The 19,559-nt window shown below is 54.0% G+C and carries 17 protein-coding genes; all 17 read left to right on the top strand.

What is annotated here, in order from left to right; translation table 11 throughout:
• Nucleotides 1-54 precede the first annotated feature (54 nt).
• The 17 genes from cra (at nt 55) to lpxC (ending at nt 19,516) form a co-directional block, all read left to right on the top strand.
• Nucleotides 55-1,059, top strand: a complete 1,005-nt coding sequence (gene cra / locus OGX94_RS16375) for a catabolite repressor/activator (protein WP_003018794.1) — start codon at nt 55-57, stop codon at nt 1,057-1,059.
• A 613-nt stretch (nt 1,060-1,672) separates the two neighbouring features.
• On the top strand, nt 1,673-2,131 hold the full coding sequence (gene mraZ / locus OGX94_RS16370) for a division/cell wall cluster transcriptional repressor MraZ (RefSeq protein ID WP_003018792.1): 459 nt from the start codon (nt 1,673-1,675) through the stop codon (nt 2,129-2,131).
• 1 nt (nt 2,132) lies between these two features.
• Entirely contained in the window at nt 2,133-3,074 is a 942-nt protein-coding gene (gene rsmH / locus OGX94_RS16365; protein ID WP_003018789.1) for a 16S rRNA (cytosine(1402)-N(4))-methyltransferase RsmH, read from the top strand.
• Nucleotides 3,071-3,436: a cell division protein FtsL gene (gene ftsL, locus OGX94_RS16360; RefSeq protein ID WP_000625651.1), complete on the top strand. Its 366-nt coding sequence runs from the start codon at nt 3,071-3,073 to the stop codon at nt 3,434-3,436. The genes rsmH and ftsL overlap by 4 nt, the downstream gene beginning before the upstream one ends.
• A 15-nt stretch (nt 3,437-3,451) precedes the next feature.
• A complete protein-coding gene (gene ftsI / locus OGX94_RS16355; protein WP_003829538.1) occupies nt 3,452-5,218 on the top strand; it encodes a peptidoglycan glycosyltransferase FtsI in 1,767 nt (588 codons plus the stop codon).
• Entirely contained in the window at nt 5,205-6,692 is a 1,488-nt protein-coding gene (gene murE, locus OGX94_RS16350) for a UDP-N-acetylmuramoyl-L-alanyl-D-glutamate--2,6-diaminopimelate ligase (protein WP_003829536.1), read from the top strand. Before ftsI ends, murE begins: the two co-directional genes overlap by 14 nt.
• A complete protein-coding gene (gene murF / locus OGX94_RS16345) occupies nt 6,689-8,047 on the top strand; it encodes a UDP-N-acetylmuramoyl-tripeptide--D-alanyl-D-alanine ligase (RefSeq protein WP_191219574.1) in 1,359 nt (452 codons plus the stop codon). Before murE ends, murF begins: the two co-directional genes overlap by 4 nt.
• Nucleotides 8,041-9,123 (top strand): phospho-N-acetylmuramoyl-pentapeptide-transferase, encoded by a 1,083-nt coding sequence (gene mraY, locus OGX94_RS16340; protein WP_003018774.1) that lies wholly within the window; start codon nt 8,041-8,043, stop codon nt 9,121-9,123. Before murF ends, mraY begins: the two co-directional genes overlap by 7 nt.
• 2 nt (nt 9,124-9,125) lie before the next feature.
• A complete protein-coding gene (gene murD / locus OGX94_RS16335; protein WP_003829532.1) occupies nt 9,126-10,442 on the top strand; it encodes a UDP-N-acetylmuramoyl-L-alanine--D-glutamate ligase in 1,317 nt (438 codons plus the stop codon).
• Nucleotides 10,442-11,686, top strand: coding sequence for a cell division protein FtsW (gene ftsW / locus OGX94_RS16330; RefSeq protein WP_003829529.1), 1,245 nt, complete (start codon nt 10,442-10,444; stop codon nt 11,684-11,686). The genes murD and ftsW overlap by 1 nt, the downstream gene beginning before the upstream one ends.
• On the top strand, nt 11,683-12,750 hold the full coding sequence (gene murG, locus OGX94_RS16325) for an undecaprenyldiphospho-muramoylpentapeptide beta-N-acetylglucosaminyltransferase (RefSeq protein ID WP_003829528.1): 1,068 nt from the start codon (nt 11,683-11,685) through the stop codon (nt 12,748-12,750). Before ftsW ends, murG begins: the two co-directional genes overlap by 4 nt.
• Nucleotides 12,751-12,801: 51 nt before the next feature.
• On the top strand, nt 12,802-14,277 hold the full coding sequence (gene murC, locus OGX94_RS16320; protein WP_003018763.1) for a UDP-N-acetylmuramate--L-alanine ligase: 1,476 nt from the start codon (nt 12,802-12,804) through the stop codon (nt 14,275-14,277).
• Nucleotides 14,270-15,190, top strand: a complete 921-nt coding sequence (locus OGX94_RS16315; RefSeq protein WP_003829526.1) for a D-alanine--D-alanine ligase — start codon at nt 14,270-14,272, stop codon at nt 15,188-15,190. The genes murC and OGX94_RS16315 overlap by 8 nt, the downstream gene beginning before the upstream one ends.
• A 1-nt stretch (nt 15,191) precedes the next feature.
• Nucleotides 15,192-16,025 (top strand): cell division protein FtsQ, encoded by an 834-nt coding sequence (gene ftsQ, locus OGX94_RS16310; RefSeq protein WP_003018758.1) that lies wholly within the window; start codon nt 15,192-15,194, stop codon nt 16,023-16,025.
• On the top strand, nt 16,022-17,284 hold the full coding sequence (ftsA, locus tag OGX94_RS16305) for a cell division protein FtsA (protein WP_003018755.1): 1,263 nt from the start codon (nt 16,022-16,024) through the stop codon (nt 17,282-17,284). Before ftsQ ends, ftsA begins: the two co-directional genes overlap by 4 nt.
• A 62-nt stretch (nt 17,285-17,346) precedes the next feature.
• Nucleotides 17,347-18,498: a cell division protein FtsZ gene (gene ftsZ / locus OGX94_RS16300; protein WP_003018753.1), complete on the top strand. Its 1,152-nt coding sequence runs from the start codon at nt 17,347-17,349 to the stop codon at nt 18,496-18,498.
• Nucleotides 18,499-18,598: 100 nt separating this feature from the next.
• Complete coding sequence (lpxC, locus tag OGX94_RS16295) at nt 18,599-19,516, top strand: UDP-3-O-acyl-N-acetylglucosamine deacetylase (RefSeq protein WP_006686706.1); 918 nt, start codon at nt 18,599-18,601, stop codon at nt 19,514-19,516.
• Nucleotides 19,517-19,559 lie beyond the last annotated feature (43 nt).

Below are 19,559 nucleotides of genomic sequence, written 5' to 3'. Positions count from 1 at the left end.
TAACCCATGCCATCTAAAAGGTTATGGTTTGTACATTTTACGCAAGGGGCAATTGTGAAACTGGATGAAATCGCTCGGTTGGCCGGCGTTTCGCGAACGACTGCAAGCTACGTTATTAATGGCAAAGCAAAGCAATATCGCGTAAGCGACAAAACGGTTGAAAAAGTCATGGCGGTGGTGCGTGAGCATAATTACCACCCGAATGCCGTGGCGGCCGGGCTGCGTGCTGGACGCACACGTTCTATCGGGCTGGTGATCCCGGATCTTGAGAACACAAGCTATACCCGGATCGCAAACTATCTGGAACGCCAGGCGCGTCAGCGTGGGTATCAGCTATTGATTGCCTGCTCTGAAGATCAGCCGGATAACGAAATGCGCTGTATTGAGCATCTTTTACAGCGCCAGGTCGATGCCATTATTGTGTCGACTTCTTTGCCGCCTGAGCATCCGTTCTACCAACGCTGGGCAAACAGTTCATTCCCGATTGTGGCGCTGGACCGTGCACTGGACCGCGAACATTTTACCAGCGTTGTGGGTGCGGATCAGGATGATGCGGAAATGCTGGCAGAGGAGTTACGCAAATTCCCTGCTGAAACCGTCCTCTATCTGGGCGCGCTTCCTGAATTATCCGTCAGTTTCCTGCGCGAGCAGGGTTTTCGTACCGCGTGGAAGGACGATCCGCGTGAAGTCCATTTCCTGTACGCCAACAGCTATGAGCGGGAAGCAGCTGCGCAGTTGTTTGATAAATGGCTGGAAACGCACCCAATGCCTCAGGCGTTGTTTACCACGTCGTTTGCCCTGTTGCAGGGCGTGATGGATGTGACCCTGCGTCGTGATGGGCAACTGCCGTCTGATTTAGCGATTGCGACTTTTGGCGATCACGAACTGCTCGACTTCCTACAGTGCCCGGTACTGGCAGTGGCACAGCGCCATCGCGATGTCGCAGAACGCGTGCTGGAGATTGTACTGGCAAGTCTGGACGAACCGCGTAAACCAAAACCAGGTTTAACGCGTATACGGCGTAATCTGTACCGTCGTGGTATTCTCAGCCGTAACTAAGTTTCCTCAATTGATGACGTCGGCGGGATAAGCCTCTGACGTCTTCAATTTTTCTATTCTCAGAAATAACCGCATTATATTTAAGAATATTCTTTAGAATTATCTGAAATTCATTCTTGAAATACCCCGAATTAAAAATGCAACTATCCATTTTTGGGTTATTGATACGTAACGACGCGTTACGCTTGTATTATTTTGTTACATGCTTGTATGGATTTGCCGAATTAACAAACACTTTGCTCTCGTATTGCGGCCATCTGGTGCTTACCTCGACTCTGCGCGGCGTACAGACCGATTAACTGGTACTGTTAACTCGCTGCATATTGTCCTAAAATGCCGCTCGCGTCGCAAACTGACACTTTATATTTTCTTTGGATGATATTCAGTTGTTTTAAACAATGATGAGTTGTTGGATTTTTTTCTTACAAATATTCATGACGTTAATTTGCTTCGTTTGCTGTACGGAATTTGTTCAACGCTGATATTAGCCGTAAACAATGGGTTTTTTGCTCCGCTAAGCGCCGTGACTTGCTTGACAAGGTTTTCCTCCGCTCCGTAAACTCCTTTAAGTGGGAATTTGTGGGATAAAGTGGTAATTGGGGGTGAGACTGGCATGTTCCGGGGAGCAACGTTAGTTAATCTCGACAGTAAAGGGCGCTTATCCGTGCCTACCCGTTATCGGGATCAACTGCTTGAGAGCGCTACCGGTCAAATGGTTTGCACCATTGACATCCATCACCCGTGCCTGCTGCTGTACCCCCTGCCTGAATGGGAAATAATCGAGCAGAAGCTATCGCGTCTGTCGAGCATGAATCCAGTTGAGCGTCGCGTACAGCGCTTATTGTTGGGTCATGCCAGCGAATGTCAGATGGATAACGCTGGTCGATTACTGATAGCACCCATTCTGCGGCAACACGCAGGGCTAACGAAAGAAGTGATGCTGGTTGGGCAGTTCAATAAGTTTGAGCTGTGGGATGAAACGACCTGGTATCAACAGGTCAAGGAAGATATCGACGCTGAGCAGTCTGTTACTGGCGCGTTGTCGGAACGATTGCAGGATTTGTCTCTATAAAATGACGGAAAATTATAAACATACAACGGTGTTGCTGGATGAAGCCGTAAACGGCCTGAATATTCGTCCAGACGGCATCTACATTGACGGGACATTTGGTCGCGGTGGTCACTCACGTCTGATCCTCTCCCAGCTTGGCGAAGAGGGACGTTTACTGGCAATCGATCGCGATCCGCAGGCTATTGCCGTTGCAAAAACGATTACCGATCCCCGTTTCTCCATCGTACATGGACCTTTCTCTGCGCTGGCTGACTATGTCGCCGAGCGTGGACTGACCGGTAAGATCGACGGGATTCTACTCGATCTGGGCGTTTCTTCACCGCAGCTCGATGACGCAGAGCGCGGTTTCTCGTTTATGCGTGACGGTCCGTTAGACATGCGTATGGACCCAACACGCGGTCAGTCAGCGGCCGAATGGCTGCAAACCGCCGATGAAGCAGACATTGCCTGGGTGATTAAAACCTTTGGCGAAGAGCGCTTCGGCAAACGCATTGCGCGCGCCATCGTCGAGCGCAACCGCATCGAACCGATGACCCGCACCAAAGAACTGGCGGAAGTCATTGCGGCGGCAATGCCGGTGAAGGACAAATTCAAACATCCCGCGACCCGTACCTTCCAGGCGGTGCGCATTTGGGTGAACAGTGAACTGGAGGAGATAGAGCAGGCGCTAAAAAGCTCGCTCAGCGTGCTGGCTCCAGGTGGTCGCCTTTCGATCATCAGTTTCCATTCGCTTGAAGACCGCATTGTGAAACGCTTTATGCGTGAACAAAGCCGTGGTCCTCAGGTACCGGCTGGAATACCGATGACCGAAGCGCAGATCAAAAAGCTGGGCGGCCGTGAGTTAAGAGCACTAGGCAAGATGATGCCGGGTGAAGAAGAGGTAGCTGAGAATCCTCGTGCCCGTAGTTCAGTTCTGCGTATTGCAGAGAGGACGAACGCATGATCAGCAGAGTGACAGAAGCCCTAAGCAAAGTTAAAGGATCGATAGGAAGCAACGAGCGCCATGCCTTGCCTGGCGTGATCGGTGACGATCTTTTGCGGTTTGGGAAGCTGCCACTCTGCCTGTTCATTTGCATTATTTTGACGGCGGTTACCGTCGTGACAACAGCCCACCATACGCGGTTACTGACCGCGCAGCGTGAGCAGCTGGTTCTGGAGCGAGATGCGCTGGATATCGAATGGCGTAACTTGATCCTTGAGGAGAACGCGCTCGGCGACCATAGCCGTGTTGAACGGATCGCAACGGAAAAGCTGCAAATGCAGCATGTCGATCCCTCACAAGAAAATATCGTAGTACAAAAATAAGGATAAACGCGACGCATGAAAGCAGCGGCAAAAACGCACAAACCAAAACGCCAGGAAGAACAAGCCAACTTTATCAGTTGGCGTTTTGCGTTACTGTGCGGCTGTATTTTGCTGGCACTGGGTTTTCTGCTGGGTCGCGTTGCCTGGCTGCAAATCATCGCGCCAGACATGCTGGTGCGTCAGGGTGATATGCGCTCTCTACGCGTCCAGGAAGTGTCTACATCACGCGGAATGATTACCGACCGCTCTGGTCGCCCGCTGGCGGTGAGCGTTCCGGTTAAAGCTATATGGGCCGACCCGAAAGAAGTACATGATGCAGGCGGCGTGAGCGTTGGCGAACGCTGGAGAGCGCTGTCAACCGCGCTGAATCTCCCGCTCGATCAACTGGCTTCCCGCATTAACGCTAACCCGAAAGGGCGCTTTATCTATCTGGCGCGTCAGGTAAACCCTGACATGGCCGACTACATCAAGAAACTGAAGCTGCCGGGTATCCACCTGCGCGAAGAATCCCGCCGTTACTATCCTTCCGGAGAAGTGACTGCTCACCTCATAGGCTTTACTAACGTTGACAGCCAGGGGATTGAAGGCGTTGAGAAGAGCTTCGATAAGTGGCTCACCGGACAACCGGGTGAACGTATTGTACGTAAAGACCGTTATGGCCGCGTCATTGAAGATATCTCCTCTACCGACAGCCAGGCGGCGCATAACCTCGCGTTGAGCATTGATGAGCGTTTACAGGCACTGGTTTACCGCGAACTGAATAACGCCGTGGCGTTCAACAAGGCGGAGTCAGGCAGTGCGGTACTGGTGGATGTAAACACCGGTGAAGTGCTGGCCATGGCCAACAGTCCGTCCTACAACCCGAACAATCTCACCGGTACGCCAAAAGATGCGATGCGTAACCGTACCATCACCGACGTGTTTGAACCGGGTTCTACCGTTAAACCGATGGTGGTGATGACCGCGCTGCAGCGTGGCGTGGTACGCGAAAATACCGTCCTCAACACTATCCCATACCGAATTAATGGTCACGAAATCAAAGACGTGGCGCGTTATAGCGAATTAACCCTCACCGGGGTTTTGCAGAAGTCGAGTAACGTCGGTGTTTCCAAGCTGGCGTTAGCGATGCCGTCCTCAGCGTTAGTAGATACTTACTCACGTTTTGGGCTGGGAAAAGCGACCAATTTGGGGTTGGTCGGAGAACGCAGTGGCTTATATCCTCAAAAACAACGGTGGTCTGACATAGAGAGGGCCACCTTCTCTTTCGGCTACGGGCTAATGGTAACACCGTTACAGTTAGCGCGAGTCTATGCAACGATCGGCAGCTACGGCGTTTATCGTCCACTGTCGATTACCAAAGTTGACCCTCCTGTTCCGGGCGAGCGTATCTTCCCGGAAGATACCGTGCGTACCGTCGTGCATATGATGGAAAGCGTGGCGCTGCCCGGCGGCGGCGGCGTGAAGGCGGCGATTAAAGGCTATCGTATCGCCATTAAAACCGGTACAGCGAAAAAAGTAGGGCCAGATGGCCGCTACATCAACAAATACATTGCTTATACCGCAGGTGTTGCGCCTGCGAGTCAGCCGCGCTTCGCGCTGGTTGTTGTTATCAACGATCCGCAGGCGGGTAAATACTACGGTGGCGCCGTTTCCGCGCCGGTCTTTGGTGCCATCATGGGCGGCGTACTGCGTACCATGAACATCGAGCCGGATGCGCTGACAACGGGCGATAAAAATGAATTTGTGAATAATCAAGGCGAGGCAACAGGTGGCAGATCGTAATTTGCGCGACCTTCTTGCTCCATGGGTGCCGGGTGCACCGGAGCGAGCACTGCGGGAGATGACGCTTGACAGCCGTGTGGCTGCATCGGGCGATCTCTTTGTCGCAGTATTGGGTCATCAGGCGGACGGGCGTCGGTATATCCCGCAGGCGATAGCGCAAGGTGTGGCTGCCATTATTGCAGAAGCAAAAGATGAAGCTACTGATGGTGAAATCCGTGAAATGCACGGCGTTCCGGTCATCTATCTCAGTCAGCTTAACGAACGTTTATCTGCACTGGCAGGCCGTTTTTACCACGAGCCTTCTGAGAAAATGCGTCTGGTCGGTGTGACCGGGACCAACGGTAAAACTACCACCACCCAATTGCTGGCACAGTGGAGCCAACTGCTTGGCGAAACCAGCGCGGTAATGGGAACAGTAGGCAATGGCCTGCTGGGCAAAGTGATCCCGACGGAAAATACCACCGGTTCAGCAGTTGATGTCCAGCATGTGCTGGCGGGGCTGGCAGCGCAGGGCGCAACGGTTGGCGCGATGGAAGTCTCTTCACACGGTCTGGTTCAGCATCGCGTGGCGGCGCTGAAGTTTGCCGCATCAGTATTTACTAACTTAAGCCGTGACCATCTCGACTACCACGGCGACATGGAACATTATGAAGCCGCGAAATGGCTGCTGTATTCCACGCACCATTGCGGTCAGGCCATCGTCAATGCGGATGATGACGTCGGTCGTCGCTGGCTGGCGAAACTCCCGGATGCGGTTGCCGTTTCGATGGAAGACCACATCAACCCGAACTGTCATGGTCGTTGGTTAAAAGCGGTTGACGTGAAGTATCACGACAGCGGGGCAACGATTCGTTTTACCTCCTCATGGGGCGACGGCGAAATTGAAAGCCGCCTGATGGGGGCGTTTAACGTCAGCAATCTTCTGCTGGCGCTGGCAACGCTGTTGGCACTGGGCTATCCGTTAGCTGATTTACTGAAAACGGCGACACAATTGCAGCCGGTTTGCGGACGTATGGAAGTGTTCAGCGCGCCGGGTAAAACCACCGTGGTGGTTGATTACGCCCATACGCCAGATGCGCTGGAAAAAGCGCTGCAGGCGGCACGTTTGCACTGTACAGGCAAACTGTGGTGCGTCTTTGGCTGCGGCGGCGATCGCGACAAAGGCAAACGTCCGTTGATGGGCGCAATCGCCGAGCAGTTTGCAGATGTTGTCGTGGTGACTGATGACAACCCACGTACCGAAGAGCCGCGCGCCATTATTAACGACATTCTGGCGGGTATGCTGGATGCCGGACAGGCGAAGGTGATGGAAGGGCGCGCAGAAGCCGTGACAAACGCCATTATGCAGGCGAAAGAAAACGACGTGGTGCTGGTGGCCGGGAAAGGTCACGAAGATTACCAGATCGTTGGCTCGCAGCGTCTCGACTATTCTGACCGCGTGACCGCAGCGCGTCTGCTGGGGGTTATCGCATGATTAGCGTAACGCTCAGCCAACTGGCGGAGATCCTCCGTGGCGAACTGAAAGGGGCCGATCTGACCCTTGATGCCGTAACAACCGATACGCGTAAAGTGACGCCGGGCTGCCTGTTTGTGGCGCTGAAAGGCGAACGCTTTGATGCCCATGATTTTGCAGACAAAGCGCAAGAGAGCGGGGCGGGTGCGCTGCTGGTCAGCCGCCCGTTGGACACCAACCTGCCGCAGCTGATTGTTAAAGATACGCGTCTGGCGTTTGGTGAACTGGCGGCGTGGGTTCGCGCTCAGGTTCCGGCGCGCGTTGTCGCGCTGACCGGCTCATCCGGTAAAACGTCCGTCAAAGAGATGACGGCTGCCATTCTTAGCCAGTGTGGTAACACCCTATATACCGCGGGCAATCTGAATAACGACATCGGCGTACCGATGACGCTGCTGCGCTTAAACAACGATTACGACTATGCCGTGATTGAGCTCGGCGCCAACCATCAGGGCGAAATCGCCTGGACCGTCGGCCTGACGCGTCCGGAAGCGGCGCTGGTGAACAACCTGGCCGCCGCGCACCTGGAAGGCTTCGGCTCTCTGGCGGGCGTTGCGAAGGCAAAAGGTGAGATTTTTACCGGCCTGTCTGCGAACGGTATCGCCATTATGAATGCCGACAACAACGACTGGTTGAACTGGCAAAGCATCATCGGCGATCGCAAAGTCTGGCGCTTCTCCCCGAATGCGGCCAACAGCGACTTTTCTGCGACCAACGTTCATGTGACCTCGCATGGCACGGAATTTTCTCTGCAAACGCCGACCGGAAGCATTGATGTCCTGCTGCCGTTGCCGGGTCGCCACAATATCGCTAACGCCCTTGCGGCGGCGGCGCTTTCTATGGCGGTAGGCGCGACGCACGAGGCGATCAAAGCGGGTTTGAAAGATCTGCAGGCGGTACCAGGACGTCTGTTCCCGATTCAACTCGCAGAAAATCAGCTGCTGCTGGACGACTCCTATAACGCGAACGTCGGTTCGATGACCGCAGCGGTGCAGGTGCTGTCTGAAATGCCGGGCTATCGCGTACTGGTCGTTGGCGATATGGCAGAGCTTGGCGCAGAAAGTGAAGCATGCCATGTACAGGTAGGTGTTGCTGCGAAAGCAGCAGGTATCGACCGTGTACTGAGTACAGGAAAACTGAGTCAGGCAATTAGCGACGCCAGTGGCGTTGGCGAACATTTTGCGGATAAAAGCGCGCTGGCCGCGCATCTTAAAGCATTGATTGCAGAACATCAGGTCATGACGATTTTAGTGAAGGGTTCACGTAGTGCCGCCATGGAAGAGGTAGTACGCGCATTACAGGAGATTGGGACATGTTAGTTTGGCTGGCCGAACATTTGGTCAAATATTATTCAGGCTTTAACGTCTTTTCCTATCTGACGTTTCGCGCCATCGTCAGCCTGCTGACCGCGCTGTTCATCTCTTTGTGGATGGGCCCGCGCATGATTGCCCGCTTGCAAAAAATGTCCTTTGGACAGGTTGTACGTAACGACGGTCCTGAATCGCACTTTAGTAAACGTGGTACGCCAACCATGGGCGGGATCATGATCCTCACCGCGATTGTTATCTCCGTTCTGTTGTGGGCATATCCGTCGAACCCGTACGTATGGTGCGTGCTGGTGGTATTGATTGGCTACGGCATTATCGGTTTTGTCGATGACTACCGCAAAGTGGTGCGAAAAGATACCAAGGGCCTGATTGCCCGCTGGAAGTACTTCTGGATGTCGGTGATTGCGCTGGGTGTAGCCTTTGCGCTGTACCTCGCCGGTAAAGATACCCCGGCTACCGAGCTGGTGGTGCCGTTCTTTAAAGATGTCATGCCGCAGTTGGGGCTGTTCTACGTGCTGCTGGCGTACTTCGTGATTGTGGGTACTGGCAACGCGGTAAACCTCACCGATGGCCTGGATGGTCTGGCGATTATGCCGACCGTGTTCGTGGCAGCGGGTTTTGCGCTGGTGGCATGGGCGACCGGTAACATGAACTTTGCCAACTATCTGCACATTCCCTATTTACGCCATGCCGGTGAGTTGGTGATCGTCTGTACGGCGATTGTCGGCGCGGGGTTAGGCTTCCTGTGGTTTAACACCTATCCGGCGCAGGTCTTTATGGGAGACGTCGGTTCGCTGGCGCTGGGCGGCGCGCTGGGCATTATTGCCGTGCTGCTGCGTCAGGAGTTCCTGCTGGTAATCATGGGCGGCGTATTTGTTGTGGAAACGCTGTCGGTCATTTTGCAGGTTGGCTCCTTTAAGCTGCGCGGACAGCGCATCTTCCGTATGGCGCCGATTCACCATCACTATGAACTGAAAGGCTGGCCGGAACCGCGCGTAATTGTGCGCTTCTGGATTATTTCGCTGATGCTGGTGCTGATTGGCCTGGCAACGCTGAAGGTACGTTAATCATGGCTGATTACCAGGGTAAAAAAGTCGTCATTATCGGTCTGGGATTGACCGGGCTGTCATGCGTGGATTTCTTTCTGGCGCGTGGTGTGACGCCGCGTGTGATGGATACCCGCGCAACGCCACCTGGCCTGGATAAATTGCCGGAAGCGGTTGAGCGTCATGTTGGCAGCCTGAATGATGATTGGCTGCTGGCCGCCGATCTCATCGTCGCCAGCCCTGGTATTGCCCTGGCGCATCCTTCGCTGAGCGCCGCTGCTGATGCAGGGATCGAAATTGTCGGTGACATCGAGCTGTTCTGTCGTGAAGCGCAGGCGCCGATCGTCGCGATCACCGGTTCCAACGGGAAAAGCACCGTCACCACGTTGGTGGGAGAAATGGCGAAAGCGGCTGGTGTGAACGTGGGTGTTGGCGGAAATATCGGCCTGCCCGCGCTGATGCTGCTGGATGACGAACGTGAGCTGTATGTACTGGAGCTGTCGAGCTTCCAGCTGGAGACAACCTCCAGCTTACAGGCTGTAGCCGCCACCATTTTGAACGTCACCGAAGATCATATGGACAGGTATCCGTTTGGCTTGCAGCAGTACCGTGCGGCCAAACTGCGCGTCTATGAGAATGCGAAAGTGTGTGTGGTTAATGCCGATGATGCGCTGACCATGCCGATTCGCGGGGCGGATGAGCGCTGCGTGAGCTTTGGCATCAACATGGGTGACTATCATCTCAATCGTCAGCAGGGTGAAACCTGGCTGCGGGTGAAGGGCGAAAAAGTCCTGAACGTGAAAGAGATGACGCTTACCGGCCAGCATAACTATACCAACGCACTGGCTGCGCTGGCGCTGGCGGATGCTGCGGGTCTGCCGCGGGCATCCAGCCTGAAAGCGCTGACTACCTTTACCGGTCTGGCTCATCGTTTCCAGTTGGTACTGAATCATAACGGTGTGCGTTGGATTAACGATTCAAAAGCCACCAACGTTGGCAGCACAGAAGCGGCACTGAATGGTCTGCACGTTGACGGTACGTTGCACCTGCTGCTGGGCGGCGATGGGAAATCCGCCGACTTTACGCCGCTGCAACGCTACCTGACTGGCAACAACATTCGTCTGTACTGCTTTGGTCGCGATGGCGCGCAGCTTGCCGCTCTGCGTCCTGAGGTTGCGGAACACACTGAAACCATGGAGCAGGCAATGCGTCTGCTCGCACCGCGTGTGAAGTCGGGTGATATGGTGCTGCTGTCGCCAGCCTGCGCCAGCCTTGACCAGTTCAAGAACTTTGAGCAACGCGGTGACGTCTTTACCCGTTTAGCGAAGGAGTTGGGTTGATGCGATTCTCTCTCCCTCGTCTGAAAATGCCGCGCGTACCGGGACTGGGTGTCCTGGCGTGGATCTTCGCGGCACTTAAAGGCTGGGTGATGGCTTCGCGTGATAAAGACGCGGACAGCCTGATCATGTATGACCGCATGCTGCTGTGGCTGACTTTTGGTCTGGCAGCGATCGGTTTTGTGATGGTGACATCGGCATCAATGCCCGTAGGGCAACGTCTAGCAGGCGATCCCTTCCTGTTTGCTAAGCGTGACGCGCTGTATATCTTCCTCGCGTTCTGTCTGGCGATGGTGACGCTGCGTCTGCCGATGGAGTTCTGGCAGAAGTACAGCACGACGATGCTGATCGCCTCGATCATCATGTTGTTGATCGTTCTGGTGGTGGGGAGCTCCGTTAACGGGGCATCGCGTTGGATCGCGCTGGGGCCGCTGCGTATTCAGCCTGCGGAATTCACCAAGCTGTCGCTGTTCTGTTATCTCGCTAACTACCTGGTGCGTAAAGTCGATGAAGTGCGTAACAACCTGCGCGGCTTCTTAAAACCGATGGGTGTGATTCTGGTGCTGGCAGTCTTACTGCTGGCGCAGCCTGACCTTGGTACGGTAGTGGTGCTGTTTGTCACGACGCTGGCGATGCTGTTTCTCGCTGGTGCGAAACTGTGGCAGTTCATTGCCATTATCGGCATGGGGATTTCGGCGGTGGTGCTGCTGATCCTTGCCGAACCGTATCGTATTCGCCGCGTAACCTCCTTCTGGAACCCATGGGAAGATCCGTTTGGCAGCGGCTACCAGTTAACGCAATCGCTGATGGCTTTTGGTCGCGGTGAGGTTTGGGGTCAGGGGTTAGGTAATTCAGTGCAAAAACTGGAGTATTTACCGGAAGCGCACACCGACTTCATCTTCGCCATCATTGGGGAAGAGTTGGGTTATATCGGTGTGGTATTGGCACTTTTAATGGTATTCTTCGTCGCTTTTCGCGCGATGTCGATCGGTCGCAAAGCACTGGAAATTGACCACCGTTTTTCAGGCTTTTTAGCCTGCTCCATCGGGATTTGGTTCAGCTTCCAGGCCCTGGTAAACGTCGGCGCGGCAGCAGGTATGCTGCCAACAAAAGGTCTGACGTTACCGCTGATCAGTTATGGTGGTTCCAGTTTGTTGATTATGTCGACGGCCATCATGTTTTTGTTACGTATTGATTATGAAACGCGTCTGGAAAAAGCCCAGGCGTTTACACGAGGTGCACGATGAGTGGTCAACCGAAGCGGTTAATGGTGATGGCAGGCGGTACCGGTGGGCATGTGTTCCCGGGGCTGGCGGTCGCGCACCATTTAATGGCCCAGGGCTGGCAGGTTCGTTGGCTGGGCACCGCCGATCGTATGGAAGCGGACTTAGTGCCGAAGCATGGCATTGAAATTGACTTTATTCGCATCTCCGGTTTGCGTGGTAAAGGTGTCAACGCGCTGCTTGCCGCCCCCGTGCGTATTTTTAATGCCTGGCGTCAGGCGCGCGCCATTATGAAGCAGTTTAAGCCTGATGTGGTGCTGGGGATGGGCGGCTATGTGTCCGGCCCTGGCGGTCTGGCTGCCTGGTCATTAGGCATCCCGGTTGTCCTGCATGAGCAGAACGGCATTGCGGGATTAACCAACAAGTGGCTGGCGAAGATTGCAACGAAGGTGATGCAGGCTTTTCCTGGCGCTTTCCCGAATGCGGAAGTGGTGGGTAACCCGGTACGCACCGACGTTCTGGCGCTGCCGTTGCCCGAAGCGCGTCTGGCGGGGCGTGAAGGCCCGGTTCGCGTGCTGGTCGTCGGGGGATCTCAGGGCGCACGCGTATTGAACCAGACGATGCCGCAGGTTGCCGCAAAGCTTGGTGACGCGGTGACTATCTGGCATCAGAGTGGCAAAGGCGCGCAGCAAACCGTTGAACAGGCGTATGCCGACGCGGGACAACCGCAGCACAAGGTCACTGAGTTTATTGATGATATGGCAGCCGCCTACGCGTGGGCGGATGTCGTAGTTTGTCGCTCCGGCGCGCTGACGGTAAGCGAAATTGCCGCTGCGGGTTTGCCTGCGCTGTTTGTGCCTTTCCAGCACAAAGACCGACAGCAGTACTGGAATGCGCTGCCGCTTGAGAAAGCGGGCGCCGCTAAAATTCTTGAGCAGCCGCAGTTTACTGTGGATGCCGTCGCGAACACCCTTTCCGGGTGGTCGCGAGAAACCTTATTAACCATGGCAGAACGTGCGCGCGCCGCATCCATACCGGATGCCACAGAGCGTGTTGCTAATGAAGTGAGCCGGGCTGCCCGGGCGTAATTGTGGTGATGCCTTTTGCATCGCATGAACTAAGAAGTTAATGGCTAAAGAATGAATACACAACAACTGGCAAAACTGCGTTCCATCGTGCCCGAAATGCGTCGCGTTCGGCACATTCACTTTGTCGGCATCGGTGGTGCTGGTATGGGCGGTATTGCCGAAGTTTTGGCCAACGAAGGTTATCAGATCAGTGGTTCTGACCTGGCGCCGAACCCGGTGACGCAGCAGTTGACGAATCTGGGCGCCACGATTTTCTTCAACCATCGCCCTGAAAATGTGCGTGATGCGAGCGTGGTGGTGGTATCCAGCGCGATTTCTGCGGATAACCCGGAAATTGTTGCGGCGCATGAAGCGCGTATTCCGGTGATCCGTCGTGCTGAAATGCTGGCGGAGTTAATGCGTTTTCGTCACGGTATCGCCATTGCCGGGACGCACGGTAAAACCACGACAACAGCGATGGTCTCCAGTATCTACGCAGAAGCGGGGCTGGATCCGACGTTTGTCAACGGCGGTCTGGTGAAGGCCGCAGGCGTCCATGCGCGTCTGGGTCATAGCCGTTATTTAATTGCGGAGGCGGATGAGAGCGATGCGTCGTTCCTGCATTTGCAGCCGATGGTAGCGATTGTTACCAATATCGAAGCCGATCATATGGATACCTACCATGGTGACTTCGAAAATTTAAAGCAGACGTTTATTAATTTCCTGCATAACTTGCCGTTTTATGGTCGTGCGGTTATGTGCGTTGACGACCCGGTGATCCGCGAGTTGTTGCCGCGAGTTGGTCGTCAAACCACAACCTATGGTTTCAGCGATGATGCTGATGTGCGCGTCGAAGATTACCAGCAGATTGGTCCACAAGGACACTTCACGCTGCTGCGTCAGGGGATGGCCGATTTACGCGTGACGTTGAACGCACCGGGCCGTCACAATGCGCTGAACGCGGCGGCGGCGGTGGCAGTGGCAACAGAAGAAGGCATTGAAGACGACGCAATTCTGCGCGCGCTGGAAAGTTTCCAGGGCACCGGACGCCGTTTTGACTTCCTCGGCGAATTCCCGCTGGAGCCGGTAAACGGTAAAGCCGGGACGGCGATGCTGGTGGATGATTATGGTCATCACCCAACGGAAGTGGATGCCACGATTAAAGCTGCTCGCGCGGGCTGGCCGGACAAAAATCTGGTAATGCTGTTCCAGCCGCACCGCTTTACGCGTACACGCGATTTGTATGACGACTTTGCCAACGTGCTGACTCAGGTCGATGCGCTGTTGATGCTGGATGTATACGCCGCGGGTGAAGCTGCGATTCCGGGGGCTGACAGCCGCTCGCTGTGCCGTACGATCCGTGGTCGCGGTAAGATCGACCCGATTCTGGTATCAGATCCGGCTCAGGTGGCAGACATGTTGGCGCCGGTATTAACCGGCAACGATCTGATTTTGGTGCAGGGCGCTGGAAATATCGGCAAAATCGCGCGTTCCTTAGCTGAAATCAAACTGAAGCCGCAAAACCCGGAGGAAGAACAACATGGCTGATAAAATCGCGGTCCTGTTAGGGGGAACTTCCGCAGAGCGTGACGTTTCGCTGAATTCCGGCGCGGCCGTACTGGCAGGGTTACGCGAAGGTGGTGTGGATGCTCATCCAATTGACCCAAAAGAGGTTGATGTCACTCTTTTGAAATCGATGGGTTTTCAAAAGGTGTTTATTGCGCTGCACGGTCGTGGTGGTGAAGATGGCACGTTGCAGGGCATGCTGGAGCTGATTGGTCTGCCGTATACCGGTAGTGGCGTCATGGCTTCTGCCATTTCGATGGACAAACTGCGCAGCAAACTGTTGTGGCAGGGGGCTGGTTTACCGGTCGCGCCTTGGGTCGCATTGACTCGCGCTGAATTCGAAAAAGGTCTTAGCGATGAGGTGGTTACGGAGATTTCTGCGTTAGGTTTGCCGCTGATTGTGAAGCCAAGCCGTGAAGGCTCAAGCGTAGGGATGTCAAAAGTTGAAGAAGAAAATGCTTTGCATGGTGCATTAGCATTGGCTTTTCAGCATGATGAAGAAGTACTGATCGAAAAATGGCTCAGTGGCCCGGAATTTACAGTTGCGATGCTTGGTGAAGAAATTTTACCGTCAATACGTATCCAACCCGCGGGAACCTTCTATGATTATGAGGCGAAGTATCTCTCTGATGAGACACAATATTTCTGCCCTGCCGGTCTGGAAGTCGAACAAGAGGCACGTTTACAGGAATTAGTCCTGAAAGCGTGGACCACATTGGGCTGTAAAGGTTGGGGTCGCATTGACGTCATGCTGGACAGCGATGGCCAGTTTTATCTGCTGGAAGCGAATACCTCTCCGGGTATGACCAGCCACAGTCTGGTGCCGATGGCGGCGCGTCAGGCGGGGCTGAGCTTCTCGCAGTTGGTGGTAAGAATTCTGGAGTTGGCGGACTGATATGTCGCAGGCTGCGCTGAACACGCGAAACGGTGATGAAGAAGAAGTAAACTCCTCACGCCGCAATAATGGAACGCGTCTTGCAGGAATATTATTCCTGCTGACAGTGCTGTGCACCGTGTTTGTCAGCGGCTGGGTAGTGTTGGGATGGATGGAAGATGCGCAACGTTTGCCTTTATCGAAACTGGTGTTAACCGGCGAACGGCATTACACGCGCAATGACGATATTCGTCAGTCCATTCTGGCGCTGGGCGCTCCGGGAACCTTTATGACTCAGGATGTGAACATCATTCAGAGTCAAATTGAACGCCTCCCCTGGATTAAACAGGCGAGCGTCAGAAAGCAATGGCCCGATGAATTGAAGATTCATCTGGTTGAATATGTGCCCATTGCGCGTTGGAATGACCAACATATGGTGGATGCTGAAGGAAATACGTTCAGTGTTCCAACCGGTCGGGCCAATAAGCAGGTATTACCCATGTTGTATGGACCGGAAGGCAGCGCAAGTGAAGTGTTGCAAGGGTTCCGCGATATGGGGCAGGTGCTGGCTAAGGATAGATTCACCCTGAAGGAAGCGGCGATGACCGCTCGTCGTTCCTGGCAGTTGACGCTGAATAACGATATTAAGCTGAATCTGGGCAGGGGCGATACGATAAAACGTTTGGCTCGCTTTGTGGAACTCTACCCGGTTTTACAGCAGCAGGCGCAAACCGATGGCAAACGGATTAGCTACGTTGATTTGCGTTATGACTCAGGAGCGGCAGTAGGCTGGGTTCCCTTGCCGCCTGAGGAATCTAATCAGCAACAGAATCAGGCACAGGCAGAACAACAATGATCAAGGCGACGGACAGAAAACTGGTAGTTGGACTGGAGATTGGCACCGCGAAGGTAGCCGCTTTAGTAGGGGAAGTTCTGCCCGACGGTATGGTCAATATCATTGGCGTGGGCAGTTGCCCATCGCGAGGTATGGATAAAGGCGGGGTGAATGACCTTGAGTCAGTGGTGAAGTGCGTACAGCGCGCCATTGACCAGGCTGAACTGATGGCAGATTGCCAGATTTCCTCGGTGTATCTGGCACTTTCCGGTAAACATATTAGCTGTCAAAATGAAATTGGTATGGTGCCCATTTCCGAAGAGGAAGTGACGCAGGAAGATGTGGAAAACGTAGTACATACGGCAAAATCCGTACGCGTTCGCGATGAACATCGTGTTCTGCACGTTATTCCGCAGGAATACGCCATCGACTACCAGGAAGGCATTAAAAATCCGGTCGGTCTTTCCGGCGTGCGTATGCAGGCAAAAGTCCATCTTATTACCTGCCACAACGACATGGCGAAGAACATTGTCAAAGCCGTTGAACGTTGTGGTCTGAAAGTTGACCAACTGATTTTTGCCGGGTTGGCAGCCAGTTATTCCGTGTTGACGGAAGATGAACGTGAGCTGGGTGTCTGCGTGGTGGATATTGGTGGTGGTACAATGGACATCGCCGTTTATACTGGCGGGGCGTTGCGCCACACTAAAGTGATCCCTTATGCAGGGAATGTAGTGACCAGCGATATCGCGTATGCCTTTGGTACGCCGCCGAGCGATGCTGAAGCCATCAAAGTGCGTCATGGATGCGCGCTGGGCTCCATCGTGGGTAAAGACGAAAGCGTTGAAGTGCCAAGCGTAGGTGGTCGTCCACCGCGTAGCCTGCAACGTCAGACCCTGGCAGAGGTCATTGAGCCGCGTTATACCGAGCTGCTCAACCTGGTCAACGAAGAAATTTTGCAATTACAAGAACAGCTTCGCCAGCAGGGTGTGAAACATCATCTGGCGGCGGGGATTGTGTTAACCGGCGGTGCTGCGCAAATTGAAGGTCTTGCGGCCTGCGCACAGCGCGTGTTCCATACGCAAGTACGTATTGGCGCACCGCTGAATATCACTGGTCTGACGGATTATGCCCAGGAGCCTTATTATTCAACGGCAGTGGGGCTGCTTCACTACGGGAAAGAATCCCATTTGAGTGGTGAGGCTGAAGTTGAAAAACGCGTTACGGCATCAGTTGGCTCGTGGATCAAACGACTCAATAGCTGGCTGCGAAAAGAGTTTTAATTTTTAAAGAGACCAACGCACATTAACGGTCTCAGGCGACAGGCACAACGGAGAGAGAAACTATGTTTGAACCTATGGAACTAACCAATGACGCGGTGATTAAAGTCATCGGCGTCGGCGGCGGCGGCGGTAATGCCGTTGAACACATGGTGCGCGAGCGCATCGAAGGTGTTGAATTCTTCGCGGTGAATACCGACGCTCAGGCGTTGCGTAAAACGGCGGTTGGACAGACCATTCAGATTGGTAGCGGCATCACCAAAGGTCTGGGCGCGGGTGCAAACCCGGAAGTAGGCCGTAATGCGGCAGATGAAGACCGTGAAGCTCTGCGTGCAGCGCTTGACGGCGCAGACATGGTGTTTATCGCAGCAGGCATGGGCGGTGGTACCGGTACCGGTGCAGCGCCAGTGGTTGCTGAAGTAGCAAAAGATTTAGGTATTCTGACCGTTGCTGTCGTGACTAAGCCTTTCAATTTTGAAGGTAAGAAGCGTATGGCATTCGCGGAACAGGGTATCACCGAGCTGTCCAAACATGTGGACTCTTTGATCACTATTCCGAATGACAAGCTGCTGAAAGTGCTGGGTCGCGGAATCTCCCTGCTGGATGCGTTTGGCGCAGCGAACGACGTGCTGAAAGGCGCAGTCCAGGGTATCGCTGAACTGATTACTCGTCCGGGCCTGATGAACGTCGACTTTGCAGACGTGCGCACCGTGATGTCCGAAATGGGCTACGCGATGATGGGTTCAGGCGTGGCAAGCGGTGAAGACCGTGCAGAAGAAGCGGCTGAAATGGCTATCTCTTCTCCGCTGCTGGAAGACATCGATCTGTCTGGCGCGCGCGGCGTGCTGGTCAACATTACTGCGGGCTTCGACCTGCGTCTGGATGAGTTCGAAACCGTCGGTAACACGATTCGTGCCTTTGCATCGGATAATGCGACCGTGGTTATCGGTACCTCCCTGGACCCGGATATGAACGACGAACTGCGCGTCACCGTTGTTGCGACTGGAATTGGTATGGACAAACGTCCTGAAATCACTCTGGTGACCAACAAGCAGGTACAGCAGCCGGTAATGGATCGTTACCAGCAGCACGGCATGGCGCCGTTGACGCAAGAGCAGAAACCGGTAGCGAAAGTGGTTAACGACAATACGCCGCAAACCACCAAAGAGCCGGATTATCTGGATATCCCAGCATTCCTGCGTAAGCAAGCTGATTAAGAATTAGCTGGAATTTGGGAATTGTGGCTCTTTGTGCTAAACTGGCCCACCGAATGTATAGTACACTTCGGTTGGATAGGTAATTTGGCGAGATTATACGATGATCAAACAAAGGACTCTTAAACGTATCGTTCAGGCGACTGGCGTCGGTTTGCATACCGGCAAAAAAGTCACCCTGACATTACGCCCTGCGCCGGCCAACACCGGGGTCATCTATCGTCGCACCGACTTGAATCCTCCGGTAGATTTCCCGGCCGATGCCAAATCTGTGCGTGATACCATGCTCTGTACGTGTCTGGTCAATGAGCATGATGTACGGATTTCAACCGTAGAGCACCTTAATGCTGCTCTGGCGGGTTTAGGTATCGATAACATCGTTATTGAAGTTAACGCACCGGAAATCCCGATCATGGATGGCAGTGCCGCTCCGTTCGTTTATCTGCTGCTTGATGCAGGTATTGAAGAACTGAGCAGCGCCAAAAAATTTGTTCGCATCAAAGAGACCGTTCGTGTCGAAGATGGCGATAAGTGGGCTGAGTTTAAGCCGTATAATGGTTTTACGTTGGATTTCACCATCGACTTTAACCATCCGGCGATCGACTCCAGCACGCAGCGCTACGCGATGAACTTCTCTGCGGATGCGTTCATGCGTCAGATCAGCCGTGCGCGTACTTTCGGCTTCATGCGTGATATCGAATATCTGCAGTCCCGCGGCCTGTGCCTGGGCGGCAGCTTCGATTGTGCCATCGTTGTTGACGATTATCGCGTATTGAACGAAGACGGCCTGCGTTTTGAAGATGAATTCGTTCGTCACAAAATGCTCGACGCGATCGGTGACTTGTTCATGTGTGGTCACAACATTATTGGTGCATTTACCGCGTATAAATCCGGTCATGCATTGAATAACAAACTGCTGCAGGCGGTCCTGGCAAAACAGGAAGCCTGGGAATATGTGACCTTCCAGGACGATGCAGAACTGCCGTTGGCGTTCAAAGCACCATCGACCGTACTGGCATAACGACATACGCTGTCGCATAAATTCGACTGGTAAATCTGGCACT

The organism is Citrobacter sp. Cpo037, from assembly GCF_030332945.1.
Classification (GTDB): domain Bacteria; phylum Pseudomonadota; class Gammaproteobacteria; order Enterobacterales; family Enterobacteriaceae; genus Citrobacter; species Citrobacter portucalensis.
The sequence above is the reverse complement of the archived record's forward strand: the minus strand, read 5'-3'. Positions and strand labels throughout refer to the sequence as shown.